At 39.1% G+C, this 24511-nt stretch carries 17 protein-coding genes; all 17 read left to right on the top strand.

What is annotated here, in order from left to right:
• Nucleotides 1–2 precede the first annotated feature (2 nt).
• Nucleotides 3–611, top strand: a complete 609-nt coding sequence (gene traK / locus PBT90_RS16435) for a conjugative transposon protein TraK (RefSeq protein ID WP_270130090.1) — start codon at nt 3–5, stop codon at nt 609–611.
• A complete protein-coding gene (locus PBT90_RS16430) occupies nt 589–1026 on the top strand; it encodes a hypothetical protein (protein ID WP_270130088.1) in 438 nt (145 codons plus the stop codon). Before traK ends, PBT90_RS16430 begins: the two co-directional genes overlap by 23 nt.
• Nucleotides 1016–2233 (top strand): conjugative transposon protein TraM, encoded by a 1218-nt coding sequence (gene traM, locus PBT90_RS16425; protein WP_270130086.1) that lies wholly within the window; start codon nt 1016–1018, stop codon nt 2231–2233. The genes PBT90_RS16430 and traM overlap by 11 nt, the downstream gene beginning before the upstream one ends.
• Before the next feature lie 6 nt (nt 2234–2239).
• Complete coding sequence (gene traN, locus PBT90_RS16420; protein WP_270130084.1) at nt 2240–3076, top strand: conjugative transposon protein TraN; 837 nt, start codon at nt 2240–2242, stop codon at nt 3074–3076.
• Nucleotides 3077–3088: 12 nt separating this feature from the next.
• A complete protein-coding gene (locus PBT90_RS16415) occupies nt 3089–5080 on the top strand; it encodes a type IV secretory system conjugative DNA transfer family protein (RefSeq protein WP_270130082.1) in 1992 nt (663 codons plus the stop codon).
• Between the two features lie 12 nt (nt 5081–5092).
• Nucleotides 5093–5722, top strand: a complete 630-nt coding sequence (locus PBT90_RS16410) for a M23 family metallopeptidase (protein ID WP_270130080.1) — start codon at nt 5093–5095, stop codon at nt 5720–5722.
• A 4-nt stretch (nt 5723–5726) separates the two neighbouring features.
• The gene (locus tag PBT90_RS16405; RefSeq protein ID WP_270130078.1) at nt 5727–6656 is read left to right on the top strand and encodes a DUF4099 domain-containing protein; all 930 of its coding nucleotides are present in this window, start codon (nt 5727–5729) and stop codon (nt 6654–6656) included.
• Nucleotides 6634–7299, top strand: a complete 666-nt coding sequence (locus PBT90_RS16400; protein WP_270130076.1) for a hypothetical protein — start codon at nt 6634–6636, stop codon at nt 7297–7299. Before PBT90_RS16405 ends, PBT90_RS16400 begins: the two co-directional genes overlap by 23 nt.
• Before the next feature lie 129 nt (nt 7300–7428).
• On the top strand, nt 7429–8367 hold the full coding sequence (locus PBT90_RS16395) for an RHS repeat domain-containing protein (RefSeq protein WP_270130074.1): 939 nt from the start codon (nt 7429–7431) through the stop codon (nt 8365–8367).
• A gap of 3 nt (nt 8368–8370) precedes the next feature.
• Nucleotides 8371–8862, top strand: coding sequence for a hypothetical protein (locus PBT90_RS16390; RefSeq protein WP_270130072.1), 492 nt, complete (start codon nt 8371–8373; stop codon nt 8860–8862).
• A gap of 128 nt (nt 8863–8990) precedes the next feature.
• Nucleotides 8991–9344 carry a hypothetical protein gene (locus PBT90_RS16385; RefSeq protein WP_270130070.1) on the top strand — a complete coding sequence of 118 codons (354 nt, stop codon included), beginning with the start codon at nt 8991–8993 and terminating at the stop codon, nt 9342–9344.
• Nucleotides 9345–9657: 313 nt separating this feature from the next.
• Entirely contained in the window at nt 9658–9879 is a 222-nt protein-coding gene (locus tag PBT90_RS16380) for a hypothetical protein (RefSeq protein ID WP_270130067.1), read from the top strand.
• A 441-nt stretch (nt 9880–10320) separates the two neighbouring features.
• Nucleotides 10321–16194: an ATP-binding protein gene (locus PBT90_RS16375; RefSeq protein ID WP_270130064.1), complete on the top strand. Its 5874-nt coding sequence runs from the start codon at nt 10321–10323 to the stop codon at nt 16192–16194.
• Between the two features lie 351 nt (nt 16195–16545).
• Nucleotides 16546–17007 carry a JAB domain-containing protein gene (locus PBT90_RS16370; protein WP_270130062.1) on the top strand — a complete coding sequence of 154 codons (462 nt, stop codon included), beginning with the start codon at nt 16546–16548 and terminating at the stop codon, nt 17005–17007.
• A 1406-nt stretch (nt 17008–18413) separates the two neighbouring features.
• The gene (locus tag PBT90_RS16365) at nt 18414–19319 is read left to right on the top strand and encodes an ArdC family protein (RefSeq protein WP_270130059.1); all 906 of its coding nucleotides are present in this window, start codon (nt 18414–18416) and stop codon (nt 19317–19319) included.
• 689 nt (nt 19320–20008) lie between these two features.
• The gene (locus tag PBT90_RS16360; protein WP_270130057.1) at nt 20009–20296 is read left to right on the top strand and encodes a helix-turn-helix domain-containing protein; all 288 of its coding nucleotides are present in this window, start codon (nt 20009–20011) and stop codon (nt 20294–20296) included.
• On the top strand, nt 20283–24509 hold the full coding sequence (locus tag PBT90_RS16355) for a DUF6079 family protein (protein WP_270130055.1): 4227 nt from the start codon (nt 20283–20285) through the stop codon (nt 24507–24509). Before PBT90_RS16360 ends, PBT90_RS16355 begins: the two co-directional genes overlap by 14 nt.
• Nucleotides 24510–24511: the final 2 nt, after the last annotated feature.

Here is a 24511-nt window from a genome sequence, read left to right as displayed (position 1 = left end):
GCATGATCATCAAAAACATAGAATCGAAAATCAGGTTGGCAACCCTACTTTCTATCGGAAGTTTTTTGACCTCCATTGTCATTTGTGGGTTTGTGTCAGTATATGCCTATCAACAGGTAGCAAACGCGAGACAGTCCATTTATATCCTGGACAAAGACATTCCCATTTTGGCGAAGCAGACCAATATGCAAATGAACAGGCCAGCTGAGTATAAAGCAGCGGTGGACTTGTTTCACAGCCTCTTTTTTAACCTGACTCCCGATGATAAACACATCGAATATCAGATGGAAAAGGCCATGTACTTTGTGGATGAAACGGGAGTGGGCCAGTACAACAACCTGAAAGAGAAAGGCTATTTCAATTCCATCCTTTCATCAAGTTCAGTTTTATCTATTCAGACAGATTCGATTGTCATTGACCAAAACAGGTTTCACTATTACGGCAAGCAGAAGATCGACCGAAGAAGCGCAACGATCACCAGATCTATAGTTACCGAAGGTGAATTGATCGATATCCCCAGAAGTGAAAACAACAGTCACGGGGTATTGATCACGAATTGGAAAACCATAGAAAATAAAGACCTCTCAAATGTTTCGAAAAATACCTTCTAAAGTAAGAGATACGACTGTATTCCAGGAATTCAAAAATGAATTCTCGCCACAGGTAAAAGCATACGAGGGGCTGGCCAAGACCTTTCTAGATCGGCATGCGAAAGTGATTTTTAGCGCAATGATCCTTCTGATTGTGGCTTCTTTCATTCTGACCTTTTTTGTCCTCAAACCCGAATCGGGGGATCAATCCCATGGTATAAAAAAAGAACTGAATGCCATTCCCGGTGACTTGGGAGGTGAACTTTCTGCCTTGCAAGATCTCTCTTATCGGGCGATGCAGATGAACGAATTGAAGGCTCAGATTGAACGGATCATATCCCAAGAATCTATTTCTAAGGAAGATTCCATTTACCTAGAAAAAGCGATTGAACAATTGCAATACTTCAACAATCAACCGAAAGAAGATGAAAATTGACTTTAAACAGCCGAAATACATTTTGCCCATTATCATGCTTCCCTTTTTGTGTTTGCTGTTTTACGGGTATAAATCATTCAGCAAGGACAGCCTAAACCAACCCGTTCAAGGAACAAGTGGTATCCAGGCTCAGATAGGGAAAGTTTCAGAGAAGATTCAGAATAAACCAATCGATACAAAGCTGGATGCATCGCGAGAGACCTACAAAAGGGCGAATGACGGCTACACTGCAATCAAAGGATTGGAACTGGATGTCGAGGAGTCCAGTCAGATCAAGAGCCTTTATAACGAAAAGGAAAAGAGACTTTTGGATTCCATCGACAATGCTTTAAAAAACTCAAGCTTTTATTCTGCCCCATCAAAATCCAGTAACCCGGTTCCATCAGTTACCCAAGGAATTTCCAGACAACAAACCTTTTCGAAAGAGGATGAAGAACTGTTGCAGGCTATTAATCAATTGGAGGGAGCAAAAACGACTAGCCCAGCTAATAAATATGAAGACCCAATGGATCTCTTCAAAGCACAAATGGCAGTCATAGATTCCATTTCCAAAGCGAATGATCCTGTCTATCAAGAGCAGCAGCAAAAGGAAAAGGACGCTCCAAAAGAAAATATTGAAAGGGAGGTTTACAAAGTCCAAAAATCTGATGCTGCGGCCACCCTGTTCAATACTGTCACCAAAGAAAAGAAGAGGGATTTTATTGAGGCGATTATAGATCAGGATATCAAAAACGGGACGCTTGGAGCCAGGCTAAGAATCCGACTTTTGGATGATGTTCTAATTGGGAATGCCATCGTCAGAAAAGGGACTTACCTCTATGCTTTGATTTCTGGCTATGATGCTCAGCGGGTAAAGCTGAACATTACCTCCGTAATGTTGGGAGATCAAATCTGCCCTATTAATCTTTCCATTTATGATGTGGACGGAATGGAAGGACTGTATGTTCCAGCCAGTGCTTTTAGGGAATTTTCCAAGGAACTCAGTAGCAATACTACAGGAGGGATGAATATTTCGATGCAGCAAAACTCAGATGATTTGAGCCAGCTATATATGTCTGCGCTCCAAAGAATGTTTACCTCGACTTCCCAGGCTGTTTCTAAAACTATCAAAAAGAACAAAGCCAATATCAAGTATGGAACCTCTGTTTTCTTGATCGATCCTAGTGAGTTGCAGGCAAATGAAAAAATGATCCAAAACCAAAACTGATCCACTATGAAACTGAAACTTATAATTTTCTTCCTTTGGGCTGTCTCAATTTCGGCTAATGCTCAGCAAAATGGAGCCTTGTTGAAAACGCAGCTTCCCAGAGTTTACATTGACGAGGAAATATCGCTCCATTTCCTTTCACCGGAGCCGATCCAGTATGTAGATATTTCCACCAATGTTATGATCGGAGATATTCCCTTGGAAAATGTGTTTCGAGTGAAGGCAGTCCGGGACAGTGTTTCTGATTTGAACGGATATAATAAATCCCTGGGAGTGGTGACCATCATCGGCCAGAAATTTATTGCCCAATATGATCTTTGGTATGCGCATGACGAACGCCAGCTGAAAACTCAGATTGAAATCCTGCCCATCAATACGACTCCATTGGAAGTAGGTGAGATCCCCATGAGCGACCAGGAGCTTCGATTTTTTGCGACGGAAGCATTCAAGGATAAAAAGAAGAATAAAATCACTCAAAACACAGAATATGGAGTGACTGGACAAGTCAACAACATCTACACGGTGGATGATTATATCTTTTTGGACATCTCCTTCAAAAACAAAACAAACCTAAAGTTTGACCTGGACCAGCTCAGGTTTAAGATCGAGGATAAGCGAATCCTCAAGGCAACCAATGTCCAGTCCATAGAGATTGAACCAGAATACCAGTTGTTTTCAACAGAGAGCTTTGAAAGGAAATATCGAAATATCTATGTCTTCAAAAAGGTGACTTTTCCCAATTCCAAGGTGTTTACCATCGAATTGACGGAATCCCAAATCAGCGGAAGGGCACTCAAGATGCAGGTCAAATACTCTGATCTTCTGAATGCAGATACACTTTAAAAGAGGAGCGGAATGAATGAGAAAAGAGAGTTAAAAAGCCTTCATAGTACATTCCAATTCATCGTTTATCTGATGGTATTCATGGACATCCTAATGTTTGTCTATGCTCCGAAGCTGATGGAAATGGAAGAGGTTGGGAGATTTCTTTTCCCACTTTTTGACAAACTCCTTAACCTGAAAATCTATCAAAATGTCTTGATTGGGAAAATCGCCATCTTACTTGCGATTTGCCTTGCTGCCATCGGTACAAAATCCAAAAAGAACCTTGATCTAAATCCAAAAGGACAAATCGTTTTTCCCTTGGCAATGGGACTAATCCTGTTTTTTGGATCGGTCTATATCTTCACTTTGGAAAACTCTTTTTTGGTAATCGATTATACCTCCATTGAAAATGTCGGTTACATCTTGAGTACATTCATTGGGGCTGTACTAATTCATACCTCCTTGGACAATGTGTCCAAAATGATCAAATCAGGACTGGGCAAGGATGAATGGAATATCGAGGGAGAATCCTTCATGCAGGATAAAAAAAAGGTCGAAAATCCCTATTCAGTCAATATTCCCATGAAATTCTATTACAAGGGAAAAGTCCGAAACGGATGGATCAATTTGGTCAATCCATTCCGTGGAACCTTTGTGATAGGAACACCAGGCTCCGGAAAGTCTTTTGGAGTAATCAATCCCTTTATCCGACAGATGATCGGAAAAGGATTTACCATGTGCCTCTATGATTTCAAATTTCCGGATTTGGCACAGATCGCTTATTTCCATTATCTGAAAGCACAAGACAAAAAGAAAAATCCAAATTTCAAATTCCATGTGATCAATCTGGATGAGGTTGAATACTCCAGACGGATCAATCCGATCAATAGACGGTATCTGAAAACAGTAGCCAATGCATCCGAAACTGCAGAGGCAATTTTCCAGTCTCTTCAAAAATCCGATTCCTCGGGAGGAGCTGATAAATTCTTTGAACAATCGGCGATCAATTTTCTCTCAGCATGTATCTTCTTTGTGTCTAGGTATGAGGAAGGAAAGTACTCGACATTTGCCCATGTGCTGGATTTTCTGAACAGGGACTATGAGGATATTTTCGACTGCCTGACCAAGTATCCAGAGCTCAGGTCAATGATTTCTCCTTTTCGAAGTGCCTACGAAAAGAAGGTGTTCAAACAACTGGAAGGTCAGGTCGGAACACTGAAAATTTTCCTTTCCAGACTCAACACCAAGGAAACAGCCTGGGTATTCAGTGGGGATGATTTTGACCTTAAAATCTCAGATCCCAACTCTCCATCTGTATTGGTCCTTGCCAACAGCACAGAGACTCAAAGCATTACCGGGACATGCTATTCTGTTGTGATCAATAGGCTCACTCGTTTGATTAACACCAAAGGAAATCTACCTACTGCCCTGATTGCGGATGAGGCCCCGACTTTCTACATCCACAAGATCGAAAATCTGATCTCCACCGCTAGAAGCAATAAAGTAGCTGTATTGCTTGGACTCCAGGAACTTCCACAGCTAAACCAGTTGCAGGGAAAGGATACCGCTTCAACCATGACTTCGGTGATCGGAAATGTCCTTTGTGGCTCAGTTCGGCATAAGGACACTTTGTCCTGGTTGGAAATGATGTTTGGCAAGCGAAAGCAATTAGGCCAGAGTGTTTCCATTGATCGAGAAAAAACATCGGTGTCATACAGCGAAAAATACGAGCCTCTTATTCCTGCCGGAAAAATTGCCTCCATGCATACAGGGGAAGTGGCCGGGATTATTGCTACAGAAGGGACTGAATTCGATGGGAAGTATAAAACGTCCAATATTCATTGCCGCGTAAATCTCGATATGAAGGAGATCCGAAAGGAAGAAAACTCCTACCGAACTACTCCAAAGTACTATGATTTTAAAGGTAAAAAGGAGGAGATATTAGAAAAGAACTTTGAGAAAATCCATCGTCAGGTAACTGAAATTATTGAAAGACATCGGGAAATGGCGACGGTTAACTAAATCAAAATTTCAATGAATTGGACTCTAGTTATGGCTCTTTTTCTTTTTGTTGCACAGGATGGATTTGCTCAATTCAACCCCCATCAATTCCACAAAGGAGTTCCTAAAGTAAAAGTGATCCAACAAGCAGTTCCTTTAGAAATAGTCTCCAAAGATTTGGGCAATTATTCTGAACTGATTCAACCGATTGAAAATGTGAATAAGGTTTTACTTGCCTCCCTTCCATTAGATAGCTTTTCCGTGACATCAAGGTATGGACATCGAATTGACCCGATTACTAAGGATCGCTCCTTTCACCGGGGAATAGATCTTAAAACCAATAGATCCAAAGTCTATTCTATGCTGCACGGTAGAGTTGAATCGGTAGGAACAGACCCGCTATTGGGAAACTTTGTCAAAGTACAGCACGGAAAGTACGAGGCAGTTTACGGCCATCTTTCCTACGTGTCTGTATTGGAGGACGAAAGTGTTTTACCAGGTTCTGTGCTCGGAATTTCTGGTAGTACAGGAAAGTCAACCGGGGATCATCTTCATTTGACCATCAAAAAGGGGAAGAAGTACATCAGTCCTACACTTTTCATTCAGATGATTTCCAAGATTTCGAGTAAAGAAGAGCTATTAAACCATATAACAAATCAATAACAATATGAAAAGTCTAAGTGCATTACCAATGAGGGATTTGGAGATTTTCGGCATCGTCAAAGACGGAAATTTTACCATTCCGGAAAAAGAAGTCCATGCCTTGAAAAATGGAAAAATGACTGATATCGTCGAATTGAAAGATTTGAAGGGGAAAGAGATCCAAATAGATAAACTGCCGGCAAGACTTTCCATAGTTCGAGGAGAAGATGGAAATCCATCTTTACGAATTGACCCTGTCTATACAGAAGCGAACCCTCATCCAGATTTGAGCGAATCAGAACAAAATCAATTGGTCAAAAAGGAATTGGCAAACTTGAAGAAAAGCTACGTGGACAAGGATGGTAATGTCCAATCCCAGGTAGTTGAATATGACCACCGAACCAAGCAATTTCTATCCTATAATCCCAGAGACATCAAGGCTCCTCATCAGGTAAACGGTGAAGAGCTTTCCCCACAGCAAAAGAAAAAATACAAGGAGGGTGATACTGTGACTTTGGAAGATGGAACGGAATTTCAACTATCCCCATCCTCTCCCAAAGGGATACGATCTAATAACAAAGGATTGGTTCTTTCGGTGATGCTAGACGGAGGACTTTCTTACCTGTTGATTACCGGAGTTGAGAAGATGTTGGGTAAGAAAAGCCGGGAGGAAAAAGCTTATACCGAAGGGTATTTGCAAGCTGTTAAAGCGGTCCAAAAACAAGTAGAGCGAAGGATTTCCAGAAATCCGAAAGACAAGGATGCAGTCCGGGATTTAAACAATATCAAGGAGGAGTATTCCAAAATTTCTGCAGACACGAATCTATCTAAGGAAGTCAGGGATGATTTTGATATCAATAAAATCAAGCGGCTGAACAGTTTCGATACAGAAGAAGGAAGGAATCCAAGAGGGAGAAATGGTGAGCAAGCGAATGACCAGGAAAGAGACATTTGATATTTTAACTTACAAGGGCATTGAAAAGGATATTCAGCGCCTTTTTTCCAAGCATGCTTTTCAAGATGAGAATGGGCATATCATTTTTGATTTTTTTGATCAAAACGGTAAGCTTGTCAATCAAGAGGTTCTCAGTCTTTATCATAATAAACGAGCTCCTTATGGGATTTCAAGTCTAAATTTTTCCGAGACCACACGCTCGGTTTTTATCTCGGACTCCTATGCCTCCTTGATCTTTTTTGCCAACCAGTTTAGGGCTAGAATTTCATTTGAGGAGGCGGGTTTTATGATTGTGGGTGCAGCATTTGATGAGGGTCTAATTAAAAAATCTTTAGAGGAAATCCCTGCAAAAAATAAGGTAAATTCGGTTTTCAGTTCCTCTATCCTGGGACGAGTGATGGATTGCAGAGTTCAGGATTTGATCCATGAAAGAAATTGTTCCTACAGGCTGTCAAACGGATCAGTCCATTTGAAGAACCTAAAAACAGGAAAAGTTACAATAGAGCCAATAAGCTCTTTTTCCCTTCGGACCTACTGCATATCCCAAGGGGTTTTGCAAACAGTAAGGACATTTAAGCCCAGAAAGAAGGGAGTGGAGTCATTTTATCAACTCAATAATCAGGCATGGGACGGTCTTAAATAATATGGTTTTGCTATATTTGAGCCCTTTTCGTTCAAAATATAAAGATTAAATAATCTTAAACTCCAGAAAATGAAATGGAAAAGTGAATTCAAATTGCCTAAATTATTATTTAGCAGTAGGCATTAATTTATGATGAAGAAAATAGCATCTTTAATATTCGTGTTGACTCTGTTTGGCTGGAACCCGTCATTTGGACAATCATCTGTATATCTATATTTCGACCATTCTGGGTATTTTGAAGATGGTATAATCAAGGAGAAAAGAATTAAAAAAATTTCAGTAACAAGTTATTGGACAAGGCCTGAGGGAGAAATTTATCAGGATCAAAAAAGCATTTATTCTTTCAATGTATTAGGCGAACTGCAATGTTCTGAATCTTATTATTTTTCTGAAAATGATCCTAAAATAGTTACTCAACAGACTATTGACTGTTTTGAATATGCAAATGGATTACAGTCTCGACACTTACGGTACCACGACAATAGAGATTCTGCAGAATGGGTTAGGGAATTTAGCTATGTGCTGGACAAGAATAAGAATGTTGCCAAAATAATTGTTAAAGACAGAACTCACCCTCGTAATTCCAATATTATTGAGAAACTTTATGACGCCCAAAACAGAATAATTTCTGAGAAAACTGATTATGGTTTTCTTACAGAATACCGATATGATTCGAAAGGGAATTTAATAGAAAAGATTTGGGGGGATGTAGAAGAATTAAGAAATAGAAATATCTATGACTATGATGATAGTGGAAATCTTATAAAATATGAATTTAAGGGAACTCCCTTTGACAACTATGACATAGTAAAAGAAATTAAAAAGTATGATAGCCAAGGCAGAATTATTTCAAAAGAGTCAATTTCCGCTGAAAACATAAAGTCGTTTACGAGATATTCTTATGAAGGTGAAAATATTGTTAGATCTGAATTTTTAAATCAAAAAGGAGAGGTTTACAGTACAACTACAAAGGATTTTTCGAGTGGACTAATTCAATCAGAAACTACTGTTAGGAATGGAATCATTTTTTCTAAAGAGGTATTTAAATACGAATTCAATAAAAACTAAGCAATGAAAAAACTGAATTATCTATTACTTTTTGTGTTTGCCTGTCTAGCTTTCGCCTGCTCCTCTGGAGATGAAGATCCCAAATTGATGGAAAAAAACGTCACCATCGAAGTAGAATTAGATGGAGACTATTCCGATTACCTGGTGACTTTTACAGTTCATAGTATGCTTTCCGGAACTTCCACTTTTGTCGCTCCGGTATTAGGAGAGCCAAATGATTTGGACTGGACTCAGGTGGTGGAGCAGGGAAATACTTACACCTTGACCTTTGAACCAGAATCACCTTCACTTTCAGCAATCTCTTCAGCTCCTATCCATAGCCTAGGCTTGGTTTTCAATGCTGTCCATTTGGGAGGCGATACAAATGATTCATTTCAGCCACTGTCGGCAGAAGTGAGAGTATTGGCAAATGGTTCTGTTTTTAAAGAGTTCAACTATGAGGCGATGGCTGCTGGGGAGACTTCGGTTCCTTTGGCGGAAGAGATTTCATTTTAATAGTTCGGTAAAGCGTCTCTGTCAATCTGTATTAAATGTAGAAGCAACAATACTACAATTAATTGAGGCAAAACTTTTTGGATTGAACCTACAACTTCATTTTTACTTAAATTTGTAATTTGTTTGGGATGAAAACATTATTGATAGTTGGCATATTTATCATCATCATTCTTTTACCAATCGGAATTTGGATGCAAATAAAGGCGAAAGATAGAGGGCTAAGACATTTTGAAACTTTCTATTCAGCAGAAATAGATTCACGGATTGAATCTATAAGAATTGCTTTCAAAGGAACAGGAATGAAATTGAGTGATGGGCGAGAATTTGTGTTTTATCCAATTACAGATCAGGTTTTAAATGATGGTTCGATTTTCAATTACACAGCCGAAAAGAAAAATAGGGTTATCAAAAAACCTTACAGTGATACGATGTATTTGATTAAAAATGACCAGAAATTAGCATATACTTTTAAGAAGTTTTAGTCAATGATAAACTGAAATTTCTTTTTATCAAAGCGACATTTTTAGGTTGAAACCATTGATTTTTGATAGTATTCATCTTGTCTATTTTGGCCGCTAATTTCCCTTGTTAATTATGCCTTATCTCGGTTTTGTCTAATTGTATGCACAAAGGTCAGTCGTCTTGTCGGTTTCTAAAAATTGGGGCTGATAGCAGAATTTCTAAAAAAGCGGGGTTTCCTAAGGACTGCCTCCCAGTATTTGAATTCTAATTTTTTTTCCACTCTCCAAGACTTCCTAATAGACCTGCATAAATTTTAACTAAAACCAAAATACTATGGCATTCTCAAAAAAGTACATCGGTAAAGGAAAGCAAGTAGAAAACATGGACATCGTCGAAGTAAGCCTCAACATGGCTGAACTTCAAAACCACACCTTCGAATACGAAGGAGAAACCTACGTCAAGTTCAACGTCGCCAAACTAAAAGAACCTGACCAATTCGGCAAAACCCACACGGTATATGTTTCCGTCAAAGATCCTGAATCAGAAGAATCTTGAGAAAAGCCCTTCAGGGCTTTTTTTTTCAAATTTTTGACTTTGATTAAACATTAGCAGTCGGGTTAGAATTATTAGTGTTTTTCTGTTTATTATGAAACTATATGAAGACAGTCCTGAAAAAATCGGGTATTTTAGTATTGGAAGTGTCTATTCACACAGTATTTGATTGATTTAGAGATACCCAAGGCTGAGTATTCATTAATTACTTAAAAATATTTTCTCCCTAATATGAAGAATTTAATATTTCAAATTAATTCCAGAAAGACACCCTTGGATTTAATTTGACTTGTTCCAGCTGGCAGATCGCAGTTTTTTGTAGAAGAGAGTTTTGTACAAATTTTCAAGCCTCATTATTTTCTGGAAATATTAGTTCGATTTTTTTCTATTCAAAAGTGTAGGCCTCATTAATTCATTTGAAATTGAACCTTTAACTTAAGATACTTGGCAAGGAAAAACCCAAATAGCTCCATTAGGAGCGGATACAAATTCGAAGACCTGTTTGTATTGCAATTATGTGTCGAATGGTTATGTGAACCGGAAAAATTCAACAACATAAAGATCCAGTATATTCCTGAGGGTGCGAAGGGCTTTTCAATTGACGATATTGTAGTCGAAAATGCAGATTCCAATCAGAGTTTTTATCAATTAAAATACAAACAAAATCCATCTGTTGATAAATGGCACTTTTATCATCTAATAGAAAAAGGACTGTTCAGATGGATAAAATCCTACAGGGCGTTAGATAATGTTCCCGTTGAAAATTGTAGTCTGATAACCAATGGAGCAGCCCACACTGATGTCCAAGCTTGCTTGAATGGCAATAAACTTGATTTGTTCAGGATACAGCATCATTATCCAGAGGTTGAACGCCAACTGAAGCAGGAATTTTCAGATAACACCCTTCTGTTAGATTTCTTTTCAAACTTTACGTTTATCTTCAATTATCCTGATAAATATGAACTTGAAGATAAGCTCCGAACAAAGCTCTACGATGCCCTAAAAGTCACCAAAGCTGGTGTTGACAGTCTGTTATTATATATCGGAAAGGAGGGGTCTGAACAATATCCCAAAACGATCACACTCTCCGATATTAGAAATTATTTGTCCTGGGACAATCCTCGTCCTTTAAATCAAAACTTTAAAACCCCTTCTGATTTTAAGTTTTTCGACAGGAATACCCATCGAAATGTATTGGCAGATCTTCAAAATCCGGAAGGGGGAACAAAAATATTTATAGGAAAACCTGGTGCAGGGAAGAGCACTTACCTCTCCAAGCTTTATGAAATCTTAAACCAAAAACATATTGCTGTATTCCGGCATCACTATCACCTTAACCCCAAAGACCAATCATATCAGGAAAGACTTAATGCAGATAGGGTAAAAGAAGCCCTAAGAGCAGCATTTAAAAAGGAAAAGTCTAAAGTTCTGGAAGAGCTTGGAAGAGAGAATACGGAGCATACTCCGATAAGAGAATTCATCAATAAAATTGCATCATATTATGCAAAACAGCAAAAAACCTTTGTTCTGATCATTGACGGCCTTGATCACGTCATACGCGAAGGAAATAGCGAGGCTCAACTACAGGAATTCATTACTGAAGTCTTTTATCCCCAAAAAGGGTATTGGTTATTACTAGGGACACAGGAAATAGCGATTAAATCTCTGCCAAATGCAGTACTTAAAGCGTGTCCCGAGAACAGATGGGTAGAAATCAAAGGATTGAACAGGTCAAATGTCGCCAGGATTGTAAAATCAACCCTTACATCATATAATAAAGAGAAAATTGACCCCATAGAAAATGAATTCATCAGTAAAATTTTTACCATAACCGCAGGAAATCCATTGCACCTAAGATATGTTCTTGGTGAAATTATTAATTCTGGAGAACCTGTTTCATCTTACCATCTGGACAAGATTCCTTCCTATAAGGGAGATATCAAAAACTATTACGAAGATATTTGGCGGCAGCTCTCAGATTTAGCCAAAACATTCTGCTTCGCCATTACAGCGCTTGATTTCAAACTTCACAAAGAGCAACTGATTCAACTTGGTAGTTATTTCACTCCTTATCCCTCGGAAGTCACCAAGTCCTTAAAAGAGATCAGGCACTTAATACTCCAGTCACAACTTTCAGGTATTTCTGTCTATCACAATAGTTTTATGGTGTTCATGAAAGAGCAGCCGGAGCTGGAAGAACAAAAGCTATTACTCTATCGAAATATCTTACGGTGGTTAAATGATTATAACGATGAAAATCTGAAATGGTCAGAGCTGGCTAAAATCGAGTATTTTCTGGGAAACCCCTTGCCGTTGCTAAACCTGGATAAAGAGTGGTTCATTACAAGTTACCTTGAATGCAGGGATGAAAACCAGATTCAAAACCTGCTGGACCTGGCAACTGAAGCCGCTTTCAAAAACAATGACTTTAAGAAAGTGATTTTCTTCGGTGAAATTAGTTCCAGATTTCAAAACCGATTGTACAACCTCTGGGATGAAAACCTGCATAAAATCTGGGTAACCTCCTTTAGAAACCATCCCGAAACCTTCATTAAGTACCCCGATTTTTCACGATTAACGCACTATCAGCTAAAGGAACTTTTGATCGCACTAAAAGAGCGAGGAGTTGTAAATGAAATTCCGGAGGCTGCCTTTGACAGGGTAAATATACTGTTCCAGGATCGTGACTTTCAGACCTATGATATTGCCATATCCTGGTTGGAAGTACTCCTGAACTTTGAAAATATTAGTAACCAAAGGATATTCAAATTTCTCAAGCAATTTCGAAAAGGGGATAGGTCAGAATTATATTTTGCTTTTTATGTCAAAAAAATCCTCGAAAATCGTGACCGGTTTGACTTCCGGTTGAAGGCATTACTTAAAAGTAAACTGACTGATCCGGAAAAGAAAAGCATAGGCCATGTTTTGGTTCAACATGATCTGAAAAATGGTCGTTTTGAGTGGAAGAAAAGAGTGGAGAACTATCCACTTCAAAATGATTGTACTCTAAAGGTTTATAAATATCTGTACAATCAGGATCTCCCGTTTGAAATAGTACTTAGTTCACGTCATGAATTTGCTGAGAAATATAGCTATGCAGCCGATAACCTCAAACCAAAAGAATTATACTTCAACCACTTTTCTACGGCACTCCTTCTTACGCTTTCCAAACAAACAGAACAAATCCGTCATTGGTTAAAAATAGAGGAAACGGATAAACAAACACAATTGCTGAAAGCCATCCTGCTTATGGGGCAAAGGCTTGGAGACTGCTGCTTAAAAAAATCTCCCGTTGTTATTTCAGAGATACTGCTTCCCCTGAAGGCGGTTCCTGAACTTGATTTTTACAAAGACCATTCCCTTTATGAAATCCGTCGTGCCGTTATTCCAAAGATTATTGATGAAGTGATATGGTTAGCCTATGTTTTCAATACACATCATCAATTTGATGCTGAAATCCAAATTGAAGAGATTGACATATTGACCAGCCATCCATGGTATCACCAGTCTCATTTATTTGAACTCCTGCATGAGCATAAAGCAAAACTTTCACCGAAAGCATTTTCTTTTTTTGCCGAACAGGAACTTGAAAAGCTGAATGATGAGCTAGTTGAATTTAAATATAAGACCGAGACCATGGCCAATCTGGCTATTCTTGCTGCTGAGCTGAAAAATGCAGAGAGCCTGAATTTACTGTTATATCACGCGGCTGAAAATCTTATAGCTTATGGCCAACATAAAGACATGCTTTTATATGATATATTGTTGGGCACCGAAAAGCTGAACCAAGCAGGATCTGAAAAGCATAAAGAATTGTTATGGCGTATTGCACCTTATACGTATCAAATTGATAAACTTACTGATGGAGATGAGACAGGTAGTTTTATTTATGATTATGCGTCCCAGCTCGCTAAATCAGATGTGCCGGCCTTATATAACTTCTATCTCTTGTCTCTTCGTAAACGTGATTATTATCTTTCAGAACGATTGTTTGGGGAAATCCTGTACACATTGGATTTTTCGGATAAAGTAGGGAAAGCCATTGGTAGTACCGCAGTGGGTGATGCTCCATACTTTGAATTAACAAAAATTGCGGCTGAAGACCCGATAGCCAGCGAAGTATTGCAGGATATTCACAATAGTTTGGGGGAAATAGATTTTAGCAGGAAGTCAGAAAAGGACGGTGAAAGAGGGAGGGAAGACAATAATGATTTAGAAGATATCTATTTGGCGGTGCAGCCCCGGGATCTTGAAAATCACCTGGAAACCTTTCAAAGTGGATCTTCCTTTAGGCAGTATGAAAAGTCAACCTTTATTTTAAAATGGACCAAAGTTTGGCTAAACAAAGTCCATTCAGACAGGGGACTACTTATAAAAGTTCTGAAAGAAATTATTGAACCGGACTTTTTGAAAGCAGAACATGAGTTACTTGATTTCCTTTATCCTTTTGCTTTAACCGTTGATCGCGAATTTGCCTTTAAATGTATCTGCTGGGCACAATCCAATAGCAGTTCCTGGTCCAGTGATTATCTTTCCCGACCTGAAGAAGCCAGAGCCAGATGGAAAAAGGTTTTTGCGGACTTTCCATTTCGACTAATGGAATTCTTTACTATTAGTGTCAATAATTCCGGGTTACGATATAGCAATACAGACCAAAAGAATTATAGTATTTCCGCGTCCAAAACGATTCAGTTTTTTATAGATACCTCTCAAATGCAAAAAGCTGAAGAGATTGCCGGTTATTTTATGGATGTCCTGCCCAGCCTCTTTCCCAATGTGAACCTTCCAGAACCGGAATTCTATAGGATGGATTTGCAAATAGAGTTATTTGATATACTCCTGCTCAGACTGGAGTGGCTAAGCCCTATAGTAAAGGAAAGGGCAGCAAAACAACTTATAAAAATCCTGTCTGAAGATGAATCAGGTGTTTTCCATCAAAAGTTTTTGGAATGGTTAAAGATGCAAACATTGGAATCTAAAGCCTGTGAGGGACTAATGATATTATTGATTTCCGTGCAAACAGAAAATAGTTATTCCAAGAACTACATTACAAGAGAAAACCTGGGAGATTTACTTTGTTTGCGGTGCATGGCAACGGATCTTATAACAGAATCCATTGGAAAAGTTCTTGGTATTACCTTTAAATTTTTTCAACCTTTGTACGCGAGAATGTCCTTTGGAAATGCAACAAGGACTAAGCATGAGTTTGAAAAGCTGGTAGGAACCAATTTGCCACTGGTTTATTTAAATTACATTGAAGAATTGCAGGAGAATAGTCCATATGAAATATGGTCTTGCTGGAATACACTTTTTAATGACTACTGCAATGAGTATGAATTAACATATACCAGAGAGGATGAAAGATACCAGAATGATTTCAATACCGTAATGATTGGGAGAGCAACGATATTTGCTGAAATTCTGCGCTCCAGTTTTTTTAGACTTTTGGACTATTTACAAAATCAGAACATAATTACCATACTCGACCAATTTAGATATACTGTTGATACTTTTACCATTGAGCCTTCAGTCTTGAATTTACATCCTGGCACTAAACCGGAATGGTGGCCACAACTGAAGGACTCCCCAAAACTTAAGCACGATGAAGTTCCCCCTGAATTACATATGGATATAAAAAAAGTGCTTTCTTCGGTTGAGAATAAACAACTTTTGTCTCTAAATACGGTACTGCCAAACACGGAAAATTTTTACCACAGTGATTATTTATATGGCTTGGAAGTATTGCCGTTCGCATTTTCCGGGAGGTGGGAGAGCCAAGTGGAAGCCTCAAAAATATACCATGAGCTATATGAAAACGCAGGGGTTTGGTATCCGGGAGTTAAGGATATGAGAGACTTTGGGGTATTTTCAAACGAACTGAAATTCCATAAACCTGTATGTAAAGTGATGATTAATGAAAGAGAAATAATTCCTCTGGTCGCTCCCTTAAGGTCAAATGGCAATATTTTCCAGTATTATCGTTCCTTTTTTAACTGTAGACTCCTGACACCAATTATTAAAAAGCAGCTGGATCTTAAATTGGACGGCAATCGTTTGAGTTACACTGAGAAAAATCATGACCTTGGGTATTATCAGGATTTTCTGGATGGCTTAAGAGATGCTTCCGATATGTCTGAATTATTGCCTTACAATACATTTTTAATATTGGATAAAAAATACCTTTTGGAGTTTTTAAAAGAAGAAAAACTAAGCCTTGGGTATGCAGTGAAAAAGACCTTGTATACTAAAAATAAGTACGGCCATTCACAGAAATTTGATAAAAGGGAGATGTATTCATTGGTAGAATCGAAATTGTAACGTGATTTAAAAATTCTAGCAAATATCTATTATTAAGTGATTTCCTATTTCTTTAAAGGCTAATTCCCCTCAATCTTTTCCTCATTTGAATCATACTTATGGTTAATCACTTCAATGTAGATTATTAGGCTGATTACTTGTTCTATCACTTAGGCAGGGAAATTCACTATTGTCAAGTTATTATTGATTATGGTGGAAATTTACCTTTTTCACTTCTGAAGCGGCCAATAGACTACCGCATAAACACCATCTGTCCACAACCTTTCATTTATTCAGTTTCCAATTGGCCTTGATCGCTCAAAAGCTGGGAGTAGCACCATAATTAATTTCTAACTCCTAACCGTTATAATTATGGAAACGATCAAAACATCCTCCCAAGTCTCAGAAATCGAGCTAGTTTACAAGCCAAAAATTGATGTCCAGAAAGCCCGAAAAGTGAGTAGCTCCAACTGCGCTTACCAGATTTTCAAGGAAGTTTGGGGAGAGGATAAAATCCAGTTTATCGAATCTTTTAAAATCATTTTGCTAAACAGAGGAAATAGAGTTCTGGGAGTTGTAGAAATCTCGACTGGTGGAACTTCCGGAACCGTAGTGGATCCAAAGTTGGTTTTTGCAGCTGCACTAAAGAGTAACTGCCAGTCTGTAATTCTTGGGCACAATCATCCGAGTGGAAATTTACTGCCAAGTGTCCAGGATGAACGATTGACCAAGCGCTTGGTTGAAGCAGGAAAGTTTTTGGATCTGCCTGTTCTGGACCATATCATCGTAACCAGTGAAGGGTATTTCTCTTTCGCTGATGAAGGGAAGCTTTAGGCTTCCTTTTTATTGCTCCGTAACTTAAAAAAAAAGAGTTGAGCAATTAAAAAAAATACCCGAGATGATGAATCTCGGGATTTAGAAATTGGAGTTGGAACTAAGATAAGCGATGTGTCCTTAGGGTTTGTTGGCAGAAGTGGGTGCAGCTCTTAATTTCCAAATACCGTCGCTACCACACACACTCCCAAAACTATTTTACTGATGTCATTCTTTGTTCTTCTCATAATTACTTTCGTTTTCATTTTTTCAAAATTTTTCTTTTTTCGTACTCTAAAAACTCTTTTTGCCACATTAAATACTGACGTGGCGACTAATGTAAGACTCTGCCACGTGAACGCGCCAGATAATTCAACTATTAGTGAATCAATGAATTCACCACCAACAAATGCCCCTAAACCAAAGATCTTTTGCCTCATTAAGAAGCTACATGGATATAAACGTAACAACGTCGATAGAGTTCAAAAAAACTTGTTTTATAAAAAAAAATCTACATTTCGACAGCCTTGAGATGAGCACCCTTTATTAGGGCAATCTGGATGATCTCGGTTTTCAGGCACAAGTTGGACACATTCTACCTTGGACGTTCTTTAGGCCTTTTTCCTCAGTGTAAACCACTCCATTCATTCCGCTCCACACGCACCATTTTTCAAATGACTGCTTGCTTTGCTCCAGTCTTGGATAGGTTTAAACTCCCCACGGTCACAGTCTCACTTCATTTCCCTATACCCATTCCCGACAGGTCTGGGAATGGGCCGGTCATTCAGCTCGACAGTGACCTGGATCCTTATCCTCACTTTCAGCAATTTTCATTTCGCTCCATCTTTCCGCTGCAGTCAAATAGCTTTCTTCTCCCCACGGCCACACATTCAATCCGCTTTACTTTCCCTGTTCCGTCAAGCCTGGAACAGTGGAAAGTCGCTCCTCGAATAAGTGGCCTCATGCTCCTTTAGGGGGGCAAGCCATTTTTCGCTTTTCTGCTCCTTTCGTCAGGGAGCGTTTTTCTTCCGATTGGGTTGTCTGATCCGTTCCGGTTTTTGACTGGTGTTATACCGTCCAACCAAGCAAAGGTGAAAATCTGGCTCTGGAATCGTCAAAAATCCGCTTCGCCCTTCCGCAAAATGACGGTCTCCTACGGACTACCTCCGACATTTTTCTTCAGGTTTTTGTCTTATCCAGGCTCAGCTTTTCCAAAAAAACGCTTGTCGGTCGGTACCTCAACACCAGTGGATAAAAAAAATGTCACTACTCAGCCAAATATCCCTACTCTCCCAGAAAAACCAGGCTCCTCTGACTCCAGGGAAAAGCTCTGGAGTTGTAGGGTCGATGTTCCTTACATCCTTGGATATGAAGGGAGATTCTTTGGTGCTAGCTGGCTCTTTTTCAACATTTAAAACACAATCAAAATGACAGCTTGGGAAAATTTCAACCAACTAGCGGAAACCGTAACCAATGAAATCATCGAGGGAATTCAAAATGAAAACCTCACTTGGGAGCAAGTGTGGAATCCGAAAAATGCTCCAAAAAACTATGCTACAAATCGGCCTTATTTGGGATTCAATACGCTTTGGTTGGCTTGGGTGACAATCTCTAAGGAATTTAAGCATCCCTACTTTCTGACTTTCAAACAAGCGAAGCAGCTAGGAGGAAATATCAAGAAAGGTCAAAAAGGGACTAAAGTCGTATTCTGGAAGATCTCCAAATTCGTCAAAGGCCAAACCAAAAATGAAGCTGGTGAAGACGAAGATCTCTATGGAAGAAAGTTCACTCCATTTATCTGGACAGTTTTCAACATCGACCAAATTGAAGGAATCGAATTTTCTATAAATGAAACACCCGAGAGGGTATTTACTCCCATTGAATCCTGTGAGCAGATTATTCCCGGATATGCTGATTGTCCCAAAATTGTTCATTCTAGCAATGAAGCTTTTTACAGCCCTTCCTTAGATTACATCAATATGCCAAACAAGGAATCATTCAAAGGGGACGAACAGTACTATTCCGTTCTTTTCCATGAAATGATGCATTCGACTGGCCATGGTAACCGTTTGGGTAGATTTTCGGAAAGACCTGCTTTGGTAGGCTATGGTTCTGTTGAATATTCAAAAGAAGAATTGATTGCAGAAATGGGAGCCAGTTTCTTAAATGCTTATACTGGAATCAAAGATGCCAACTTCAAAAATTCCCTGGCTTACCTAAAAGGATGGATGAAGCCGTTGCAAGATGATCCTAAAATGCTGATCTACGCAGCCCAAAAGGCACACCAAGCAGCTAATTACATTCTAGGAATTGAATCAGAAGGGGATGAGTAATCTTCCCTTTTTTTTGTCAAAAAGGATTTTTGTAGTTTAAACAGTGAATATTAAAAACCGTTTGATCTGAAATGATGGAAACCTTACTAATTGTTACTTTTTTTCTTGGACTCGGGTTCTTGCTTTCCCTGATCCAGGATGCACATTTGAAAAATCCCTTTCTTTCAAGAGCGGGTTTTCGGTTAGTTAGTTTTGCTTCATTCTGCTTTTTCCTACTCGGATCTTTTGCTTCGTTGAAGTTCCTTTTTGGATTTTAGAGCTTATCCAAAATTCCCCGAATTAGTCGCTCTTTGTCAATCTCTTTTTTTCTTTTCGATCGCAAGCTGACAATGTAAATAATCCATATTCCCCATGCCACAGCAAAAAGAGGAAATGGATTTTCTGCTCCCAATGCTCCGATCATGGCAAAAAAGCTAATAAAAACGGTTCCTAAAAATTTTATTACTGACCACATATTCAGTTGGTTTTGTGATTGATTAATATAGTTGTTTACGGCTAAAACACAATGCCGTTGTTGTATTTTAAGTCATAAAGATTCTTTCATATTTTTTTTTATTAAGTCGATTTACAATGTTTTATTCTTCCAGATAATCAAAATTTTCGATGCTTAAAGAATTTAAAAAAGTGGCTATCATTCTCAGTACTTTTCTATATTTGACCTTTTTAGGACAATAATTTGGTTTTTACTAATGCTTGGTGAAAAGCTCAGAGATTTAAGAGAAGAAAAGGGAATGCTTCAACGAGAAGTTGCCGCATCCCTTTCAATCGATACTGCCTATGTCAGTAAGATGGAAAAGAACGAAAAGCCTGTGAGTAAAACTCACCTTAAGCAATTAGCCATAATCTTTGGTGTCAATGAGAAATCTTTGATGCCTTTGTGGCTTGCCGAAAAGATTAAGAGATCAATAAAAGATGAAGGTTATTCGAAACAGGCATTAGAGCTTGTTCTCAACGAAATAAACTATGGACAAGACTAAACACATTGACACCTACCTATCTCTCGCAAACAGCCTACGATTCAAATTGTGGGCTGTTGTAGGTGACAACAGTGCGAAACGGGAAAAAATCATCAATTACTTAGACTCCATTGACTACACCAAGGTAGATGTGGGAGCAGAACTGCAACCAATCTTTGCAGAGCTTGAAGCCAAGGATGAACCCAGTCATGATGTTGGACAACACATCAAAGAATGGTTTTCCAACAAGCCTGACAAACTCATTCTGCTAAACGCCAGCATCCTTTACCATGATGCCTTTACCAAAATCTCTCCGGTAGGTGCATTCAAGTACAACTCACGGAACAAAAGCAGTGTGTTGTTTTTGGAAGATGAGAAGATAATCAGCAACCGAATCTCTTATGGTAAGGTAGGCAGCGATGAGTACTACGATAAAGATGTAAACGACATACTGATTACCAAGATTGAAGATGTTGAAGATAACTATGTAAGCATCGTTTCTGAACCAGAAGGTGAATACAAACCACAGGATAAACTTCCTGATGGAGCAATAGGAAAGCTATTCAACTACACCGAAATCAAGGATGTGGTTGATATTGATACCGACCTGAAGCATGATGACCTGCAAAAGGAGCTTATCTCCAGCTACATCATTTCAGAAGGACTTGAAACCCAAATCAAGGATTTCATTGACAACATCAAGAAACCCAATCACAAGGCTGTTAAAATCATTGGTAACTACGGTAGTGGTAAATCGCACTTGATTGCCTTCTTGGTGAGTATTATCAACAATCCTTCGCTTCGCTCACTCATTAAAAACAATGCTGTTCGCAAAGAAGCCGAAACCATTTCTCGCCAATTCTTTACGGTCCAGTTTGAGCTTCAACCCGTAAACGTTGACCTTGCATACTTCTTCTTTAGAGAACTTGAAAAGCAATTAAAGAGAGAGTACGACATTGAGATTCCAAAATATGAAGATGGCGTAACGCTTGACATCAAGGAGCACCTATCAAATATCATTCAACTGCTTAAAGAGAAAGACCCAACCAAGGGACTTTTGGTAGTTGTGGATGAAGTTTCTGACTTCTTACAAGCCAAGGAAGAATACAAGATCAAGAGAGACTTCCAGTTCTTGCGAGTAGTGGCACAAGTTTGCCAGGATGAAGATATTGTATTGGCCATTTCCATGCAGGAAGACATCTATTCCAGCCCAAGATTAGCCAACATCGCTGCTGATGAAGCTCGAATCAGTCAGCGTTTCCAAAATATCATCATTCGTAGAGAAGCCGTAAAGAAAGTTATCTCTCAAAGGATTGTACCAAAGAGTAAGGAACAGAAACTCAAAATTGAAACGGAACTAAAACCTTTCATCAAGAAGATAGAAACGGTGGCGAATAATCAGGAAGAGTACATTGACCTGTTCCCGTTCACACCTGATTTATTAGACCTTTTCCATGAGCTGCCATATTTCGAAAAAAGGGGTATTATCCAATTTGCGCAAAGTGAATTGAAGCATGTAGTTTCAAAACCTTTCCCCTACTTCTTCACCTTCGACCGCATCTATGACATCCTAGCCAACAACCCGAATAACCGAAACCTTGAAGGAGTCCATGACTTGGTAAAGGTGGTGAACATCGTAAAGGAGAAGATTGTAGCCAACTTGGAACGCAAACTACATGATGATGCCTTCAAAATCATCAAAGGGCTTGCAGTTTACTCTCTTTGGAGTAAAGGTGAAAACGGTGCTACTGCCAAAGAATTAGCACAGAAGCTAATGATTATTCATCCTAACGACACCTTTGAAGCGCACGTTCGAGTAGCTCAAATTGTGAAGAAGGTGCGTGAAGCCACTGATGGCTTTTACTTGAAAGTGGTAAAGGATGACCAAACAGGAAACGATTACTTCAAGTTTGACCCTGCCATTGATGGACAAGACCCGGAAGAGCGTATTGACAATGAAATCAATGCCGTTGGAGGTAATGAAGACAAGCAAGAAGATGTGGTCTTTGATCAACTCAAAGAGATATTAGGCCTTATCAACTACAATAACTTGCCAAACATCTTTGAAGATGAAACCACATGGCAATCGGTTAAGTCATTCCGTAAAGGCTTCATCATATTCAACCGTAAGGGTGAAGAAGTGGAAGAAGTAGATTCGGCTGATTATGTAATTGTGTTCCAATCTCCTTTCAGCAAAAAGAAGATACCAACCTACGCACCCAACCAACTGAACATTGAAATACAGTTTGGAAGCCAGGAGAATATTGAACGCATCAAGCGGATTGTGGCTATTCGCTCTTTAATGAGTAAGAATATCCTAACCAGTGTAATGTCACGAAAGCTGACCGATAGCATCAATGGATACCGAGATCCTAAAGGCATTACCGTATCGGGCGTAAAATACCAACTCACCAAACAGATACAGAATTACGCTACCACCAGTATCAATGGTGATGTAATCAGCATCAGATCAACGCTTGGAAAAGAGTACAATAACCTTTCGGAAGTTATCTCTGAACTCAAGAAGAAGGTATTTGATGAATGCTTCAACAAAGAATATCCTGAGCACCCTAAGTATGCTGAAATTCTATCATCAGGCAACATTACACATTCACTTTCTCTGATAGCCGATGAAACCACCAATGGTAATTTCAGAAGCATTTCGCAAAGGGCTAAGAACTTCCTTTCAGCACTCAATTTAATAAACGCCAATGGCGACCCAGAGCTAAACGGAAACAAAGTGGTAAGCCAAATTCAGTCCATCATCAATGCCAAAAAGGGTAAGGTGGTAGATATTGAAAAAGAGATTGTGCAGCAGTTTACAGGCAAGCCTTATGGATTAGAACCAAAAGTGGTTCATTTCTTCTTGGTGGTGCTCACTGCCCTAGGCAAGATTACCTTAAAAGGTCGTGGTGGTGATGAGTTGGACATCTCCAACATCAAAGAGAAGTTTAGAAGTCTCAACATGTTTGAGAACATCATATATGCCACCAAGAAAGACGACCTATCTTATGACTTTGCCCAAAACCTACTCAATGCGCTTGGACTAAATGGCAACATGATGCTTCAAGAGAAGCACCGCAACGATGCGTTTGCTGAGTACAAGAAAAAGGTTGCTGAGATTGCTAAGGATATTAAGGAAATCGATTTGCTCATTCAGCGATTGGAAGCCAAAAGCACCAGTTATCTGAATGTGGATAGCGTAAAAGCCAAGTTTGATGAAATAAAAGCGATTGATTGGGCAGGATTGGAAATAAACAACCACGCTAAATTCAATACCATCAACAGCTATGCAAGCAAGTTGGGCGATATTTCTAGCCTACTTGGTGAAATGCACAACCTGAAAGATGCTTTGCATGAGTATTTTGAAAGCACCCACAAAGGCATTGAATACATGGAGCAATCCCTTGCCATTATTGAGAACAACAAATCATACTTAGAAGAAAAAGGGCTGCATGAGAAGCTCGAAACCTTGCATGAAGATACCAAAGCCATCGTTAAGGATTTCAAGAAGTTCAATAATCTGAGTGAGCGATTCCCGATAAAAGGCAAGATCAGCAGCTTTAAGGACCAGTATGTGAAAGACTTCTACTATCCTGCCTTGCGCAATACCATTGGCGATAAAGTAGATTGGAAACCTTTACTCACTTTCACATCCGACCCTAATTTCAAGCGAGCACAGATTTTGGCAAGTGCCCAGTGCAACGTACCGCAGAAGCTAGATGGCAAGGTGCAGAAATGGACAGGCTTAACTTCTCTCAGAGCCAAAGATGTAGATGTAGAGAGTTTATACGACATTCCATTTGATGTAAACTCCAACTTCCTCAAGCAAGAACGAGACTATTCATCCATTAAAGATGAAGCTGCAGGTGTTACCGCTGCGCTGAACACTATTGCCGGTGAATATGAAATGACAATTGTGCAGGAAGTCATCAAAAAGAAAGAGCAGCTTGATTTGGTGAAAATCCAACCGGAACACAAAAAAGCCATTGAGCAAATTATAGCCAAAGAAGAACTACCGGCAGACATCAACAGTGGTTTGATTGCTTCCATCAACAAACTCTTTGTAGATATTGAAGTGGTAAGCCTTAAACAGCAAGACTTGGTAAACCGAGTATTCAAGAAAAACGAATTAGTAACCCTAAGCCAAATGCAGCAAGCCTTCTTTAACCTTTACCAGGAATTGGAAAAGGACCATAAAGGCAAAGAAGTGCGCTTTAAAATTGAAGAGTAAGA

This window comes from Algoriphagus sp. TR-M9 (genome assembly GCF_027594545.1).
Taxonomy (GTDB): domain Bacteria; phylum Bacteroidota; class Bacteroidia; order Cytophagales; family Cyclobacteriaceae; genus Algoriphagus; species Algoriphagus halophytocola.
The sequence above is the reverse complement of the archived record's forward strand: the minus strand, read 5'-3'. Positions and strand labels throughout refer to the sequence as shown.

Bases quoted from the DNA above. Each gene is read 5' to 3' on its own strand.
- PBT90_RS16395 (WP_270130074.1), top strand. From the start codon at position 7,429: ATGATGAAGAAAATAGCATCTTTAATATTCGTGTTGACTCTGTTTGGC.
- PBT90_RS16430 (WP_270130088.1), top strand. From the start codon at position 589: ATGTTTCGAAAAATACCTTCTAAAGTAAGAGATACGACTGTATTCCAG.
- PBT90_RS16415 (WP_270130082.1), top strand. From the start codon at position 3,089: ATGAATGAGAAAAGAGAGTTAAAAAGCCTTCATAGTACATTCCAATTC.
- PBT90_RS16400 (WP_270130076.1), top strand. From the start codon at position 6,634: ATGACCAGGAAAGAGACATTTGATATTTTAACTTACAAGGGCATTGAA.
- PBT90_RS16385 (WP_270130070.1), top strand. From the start codon at position 8,991: ATGAAAACATTATTGATAGTTGGCATATTTATCATCATCATTCTTTTA.
- PBT90_RS16370 (WP_270130062.1), top strand. From the start codon at position 16,546: ATGGAAACGATCAAAACATCCTCCCAAGTCTCAGAAATCGAGCTAGTT.
- PBT90_RS16355 (WP_270130055.1), top strand. From the start codon at position 20,283: ATGGACAAGACTAAACACATTGACACCTACCTATCTCTCGCAAACAGC.
- traN (WP_270130084.1), top strand. From the start codon at position 2,240: ATGAAACTGAAACTTATAATTTTCTTCCTTTGGGCTGTCTCAATTTCG.
- PBT90_RS16360 (WP_270130057.1), top strand. From the start codon at position 20,009: ATGCTTGGTGAAAAGCTCAGAGATTTAAGAGAAGAAAAGGGAATGCTT.
- PBT90_RS16410 (WP_270130080.1), top strand. From the start codon at position 5,093: ATGAATTGGACTCTAGTTATGGCTCTTTTTCTTTTTGTTGCACAGGAT.
- traK (WP_270130090.1), top strand. From the start codon at position 3: ATGATCATCAAAAACATAGAATCGAAAATCAGGTTGGCAACCCTACTT.
- PBT90_RS16365 (WP_270130059.1), top strand. From the start codon at position 18,414: ATGACAGCTTGGGAAAATTTCAACCAACTAGCGGAAACCGTAACCAAT.
- PBT90_RS16405 (WP_270130078.1), top strand. From the start codon at position 5,727: ATGAAAAGTCTAAGTGCATTACCAATGAGGGATTTGGAGATTTTCGGC.
- PBT90_RS16390 (WP_270130072.1), top strand. From the start codon at position 8,371: ATGAAAAAACTGAATTATCTATTACTTTTTGTGTTTGCCTGTCTAGCT.
- traM (WP_270130086.1), top strand. From the start codon at position 1,016: ATGAAAATTGACTTTAAACAGCCGAAATACATTTTGCCCATTATCATG.
- PBT90_RS16380 (WP_270130067.1), top strand. From the start codon at position 9,658: ATGGCATTCTCAAAAAAGTACATCGGTAAAGGAAAGCAAGTAGAAAAC.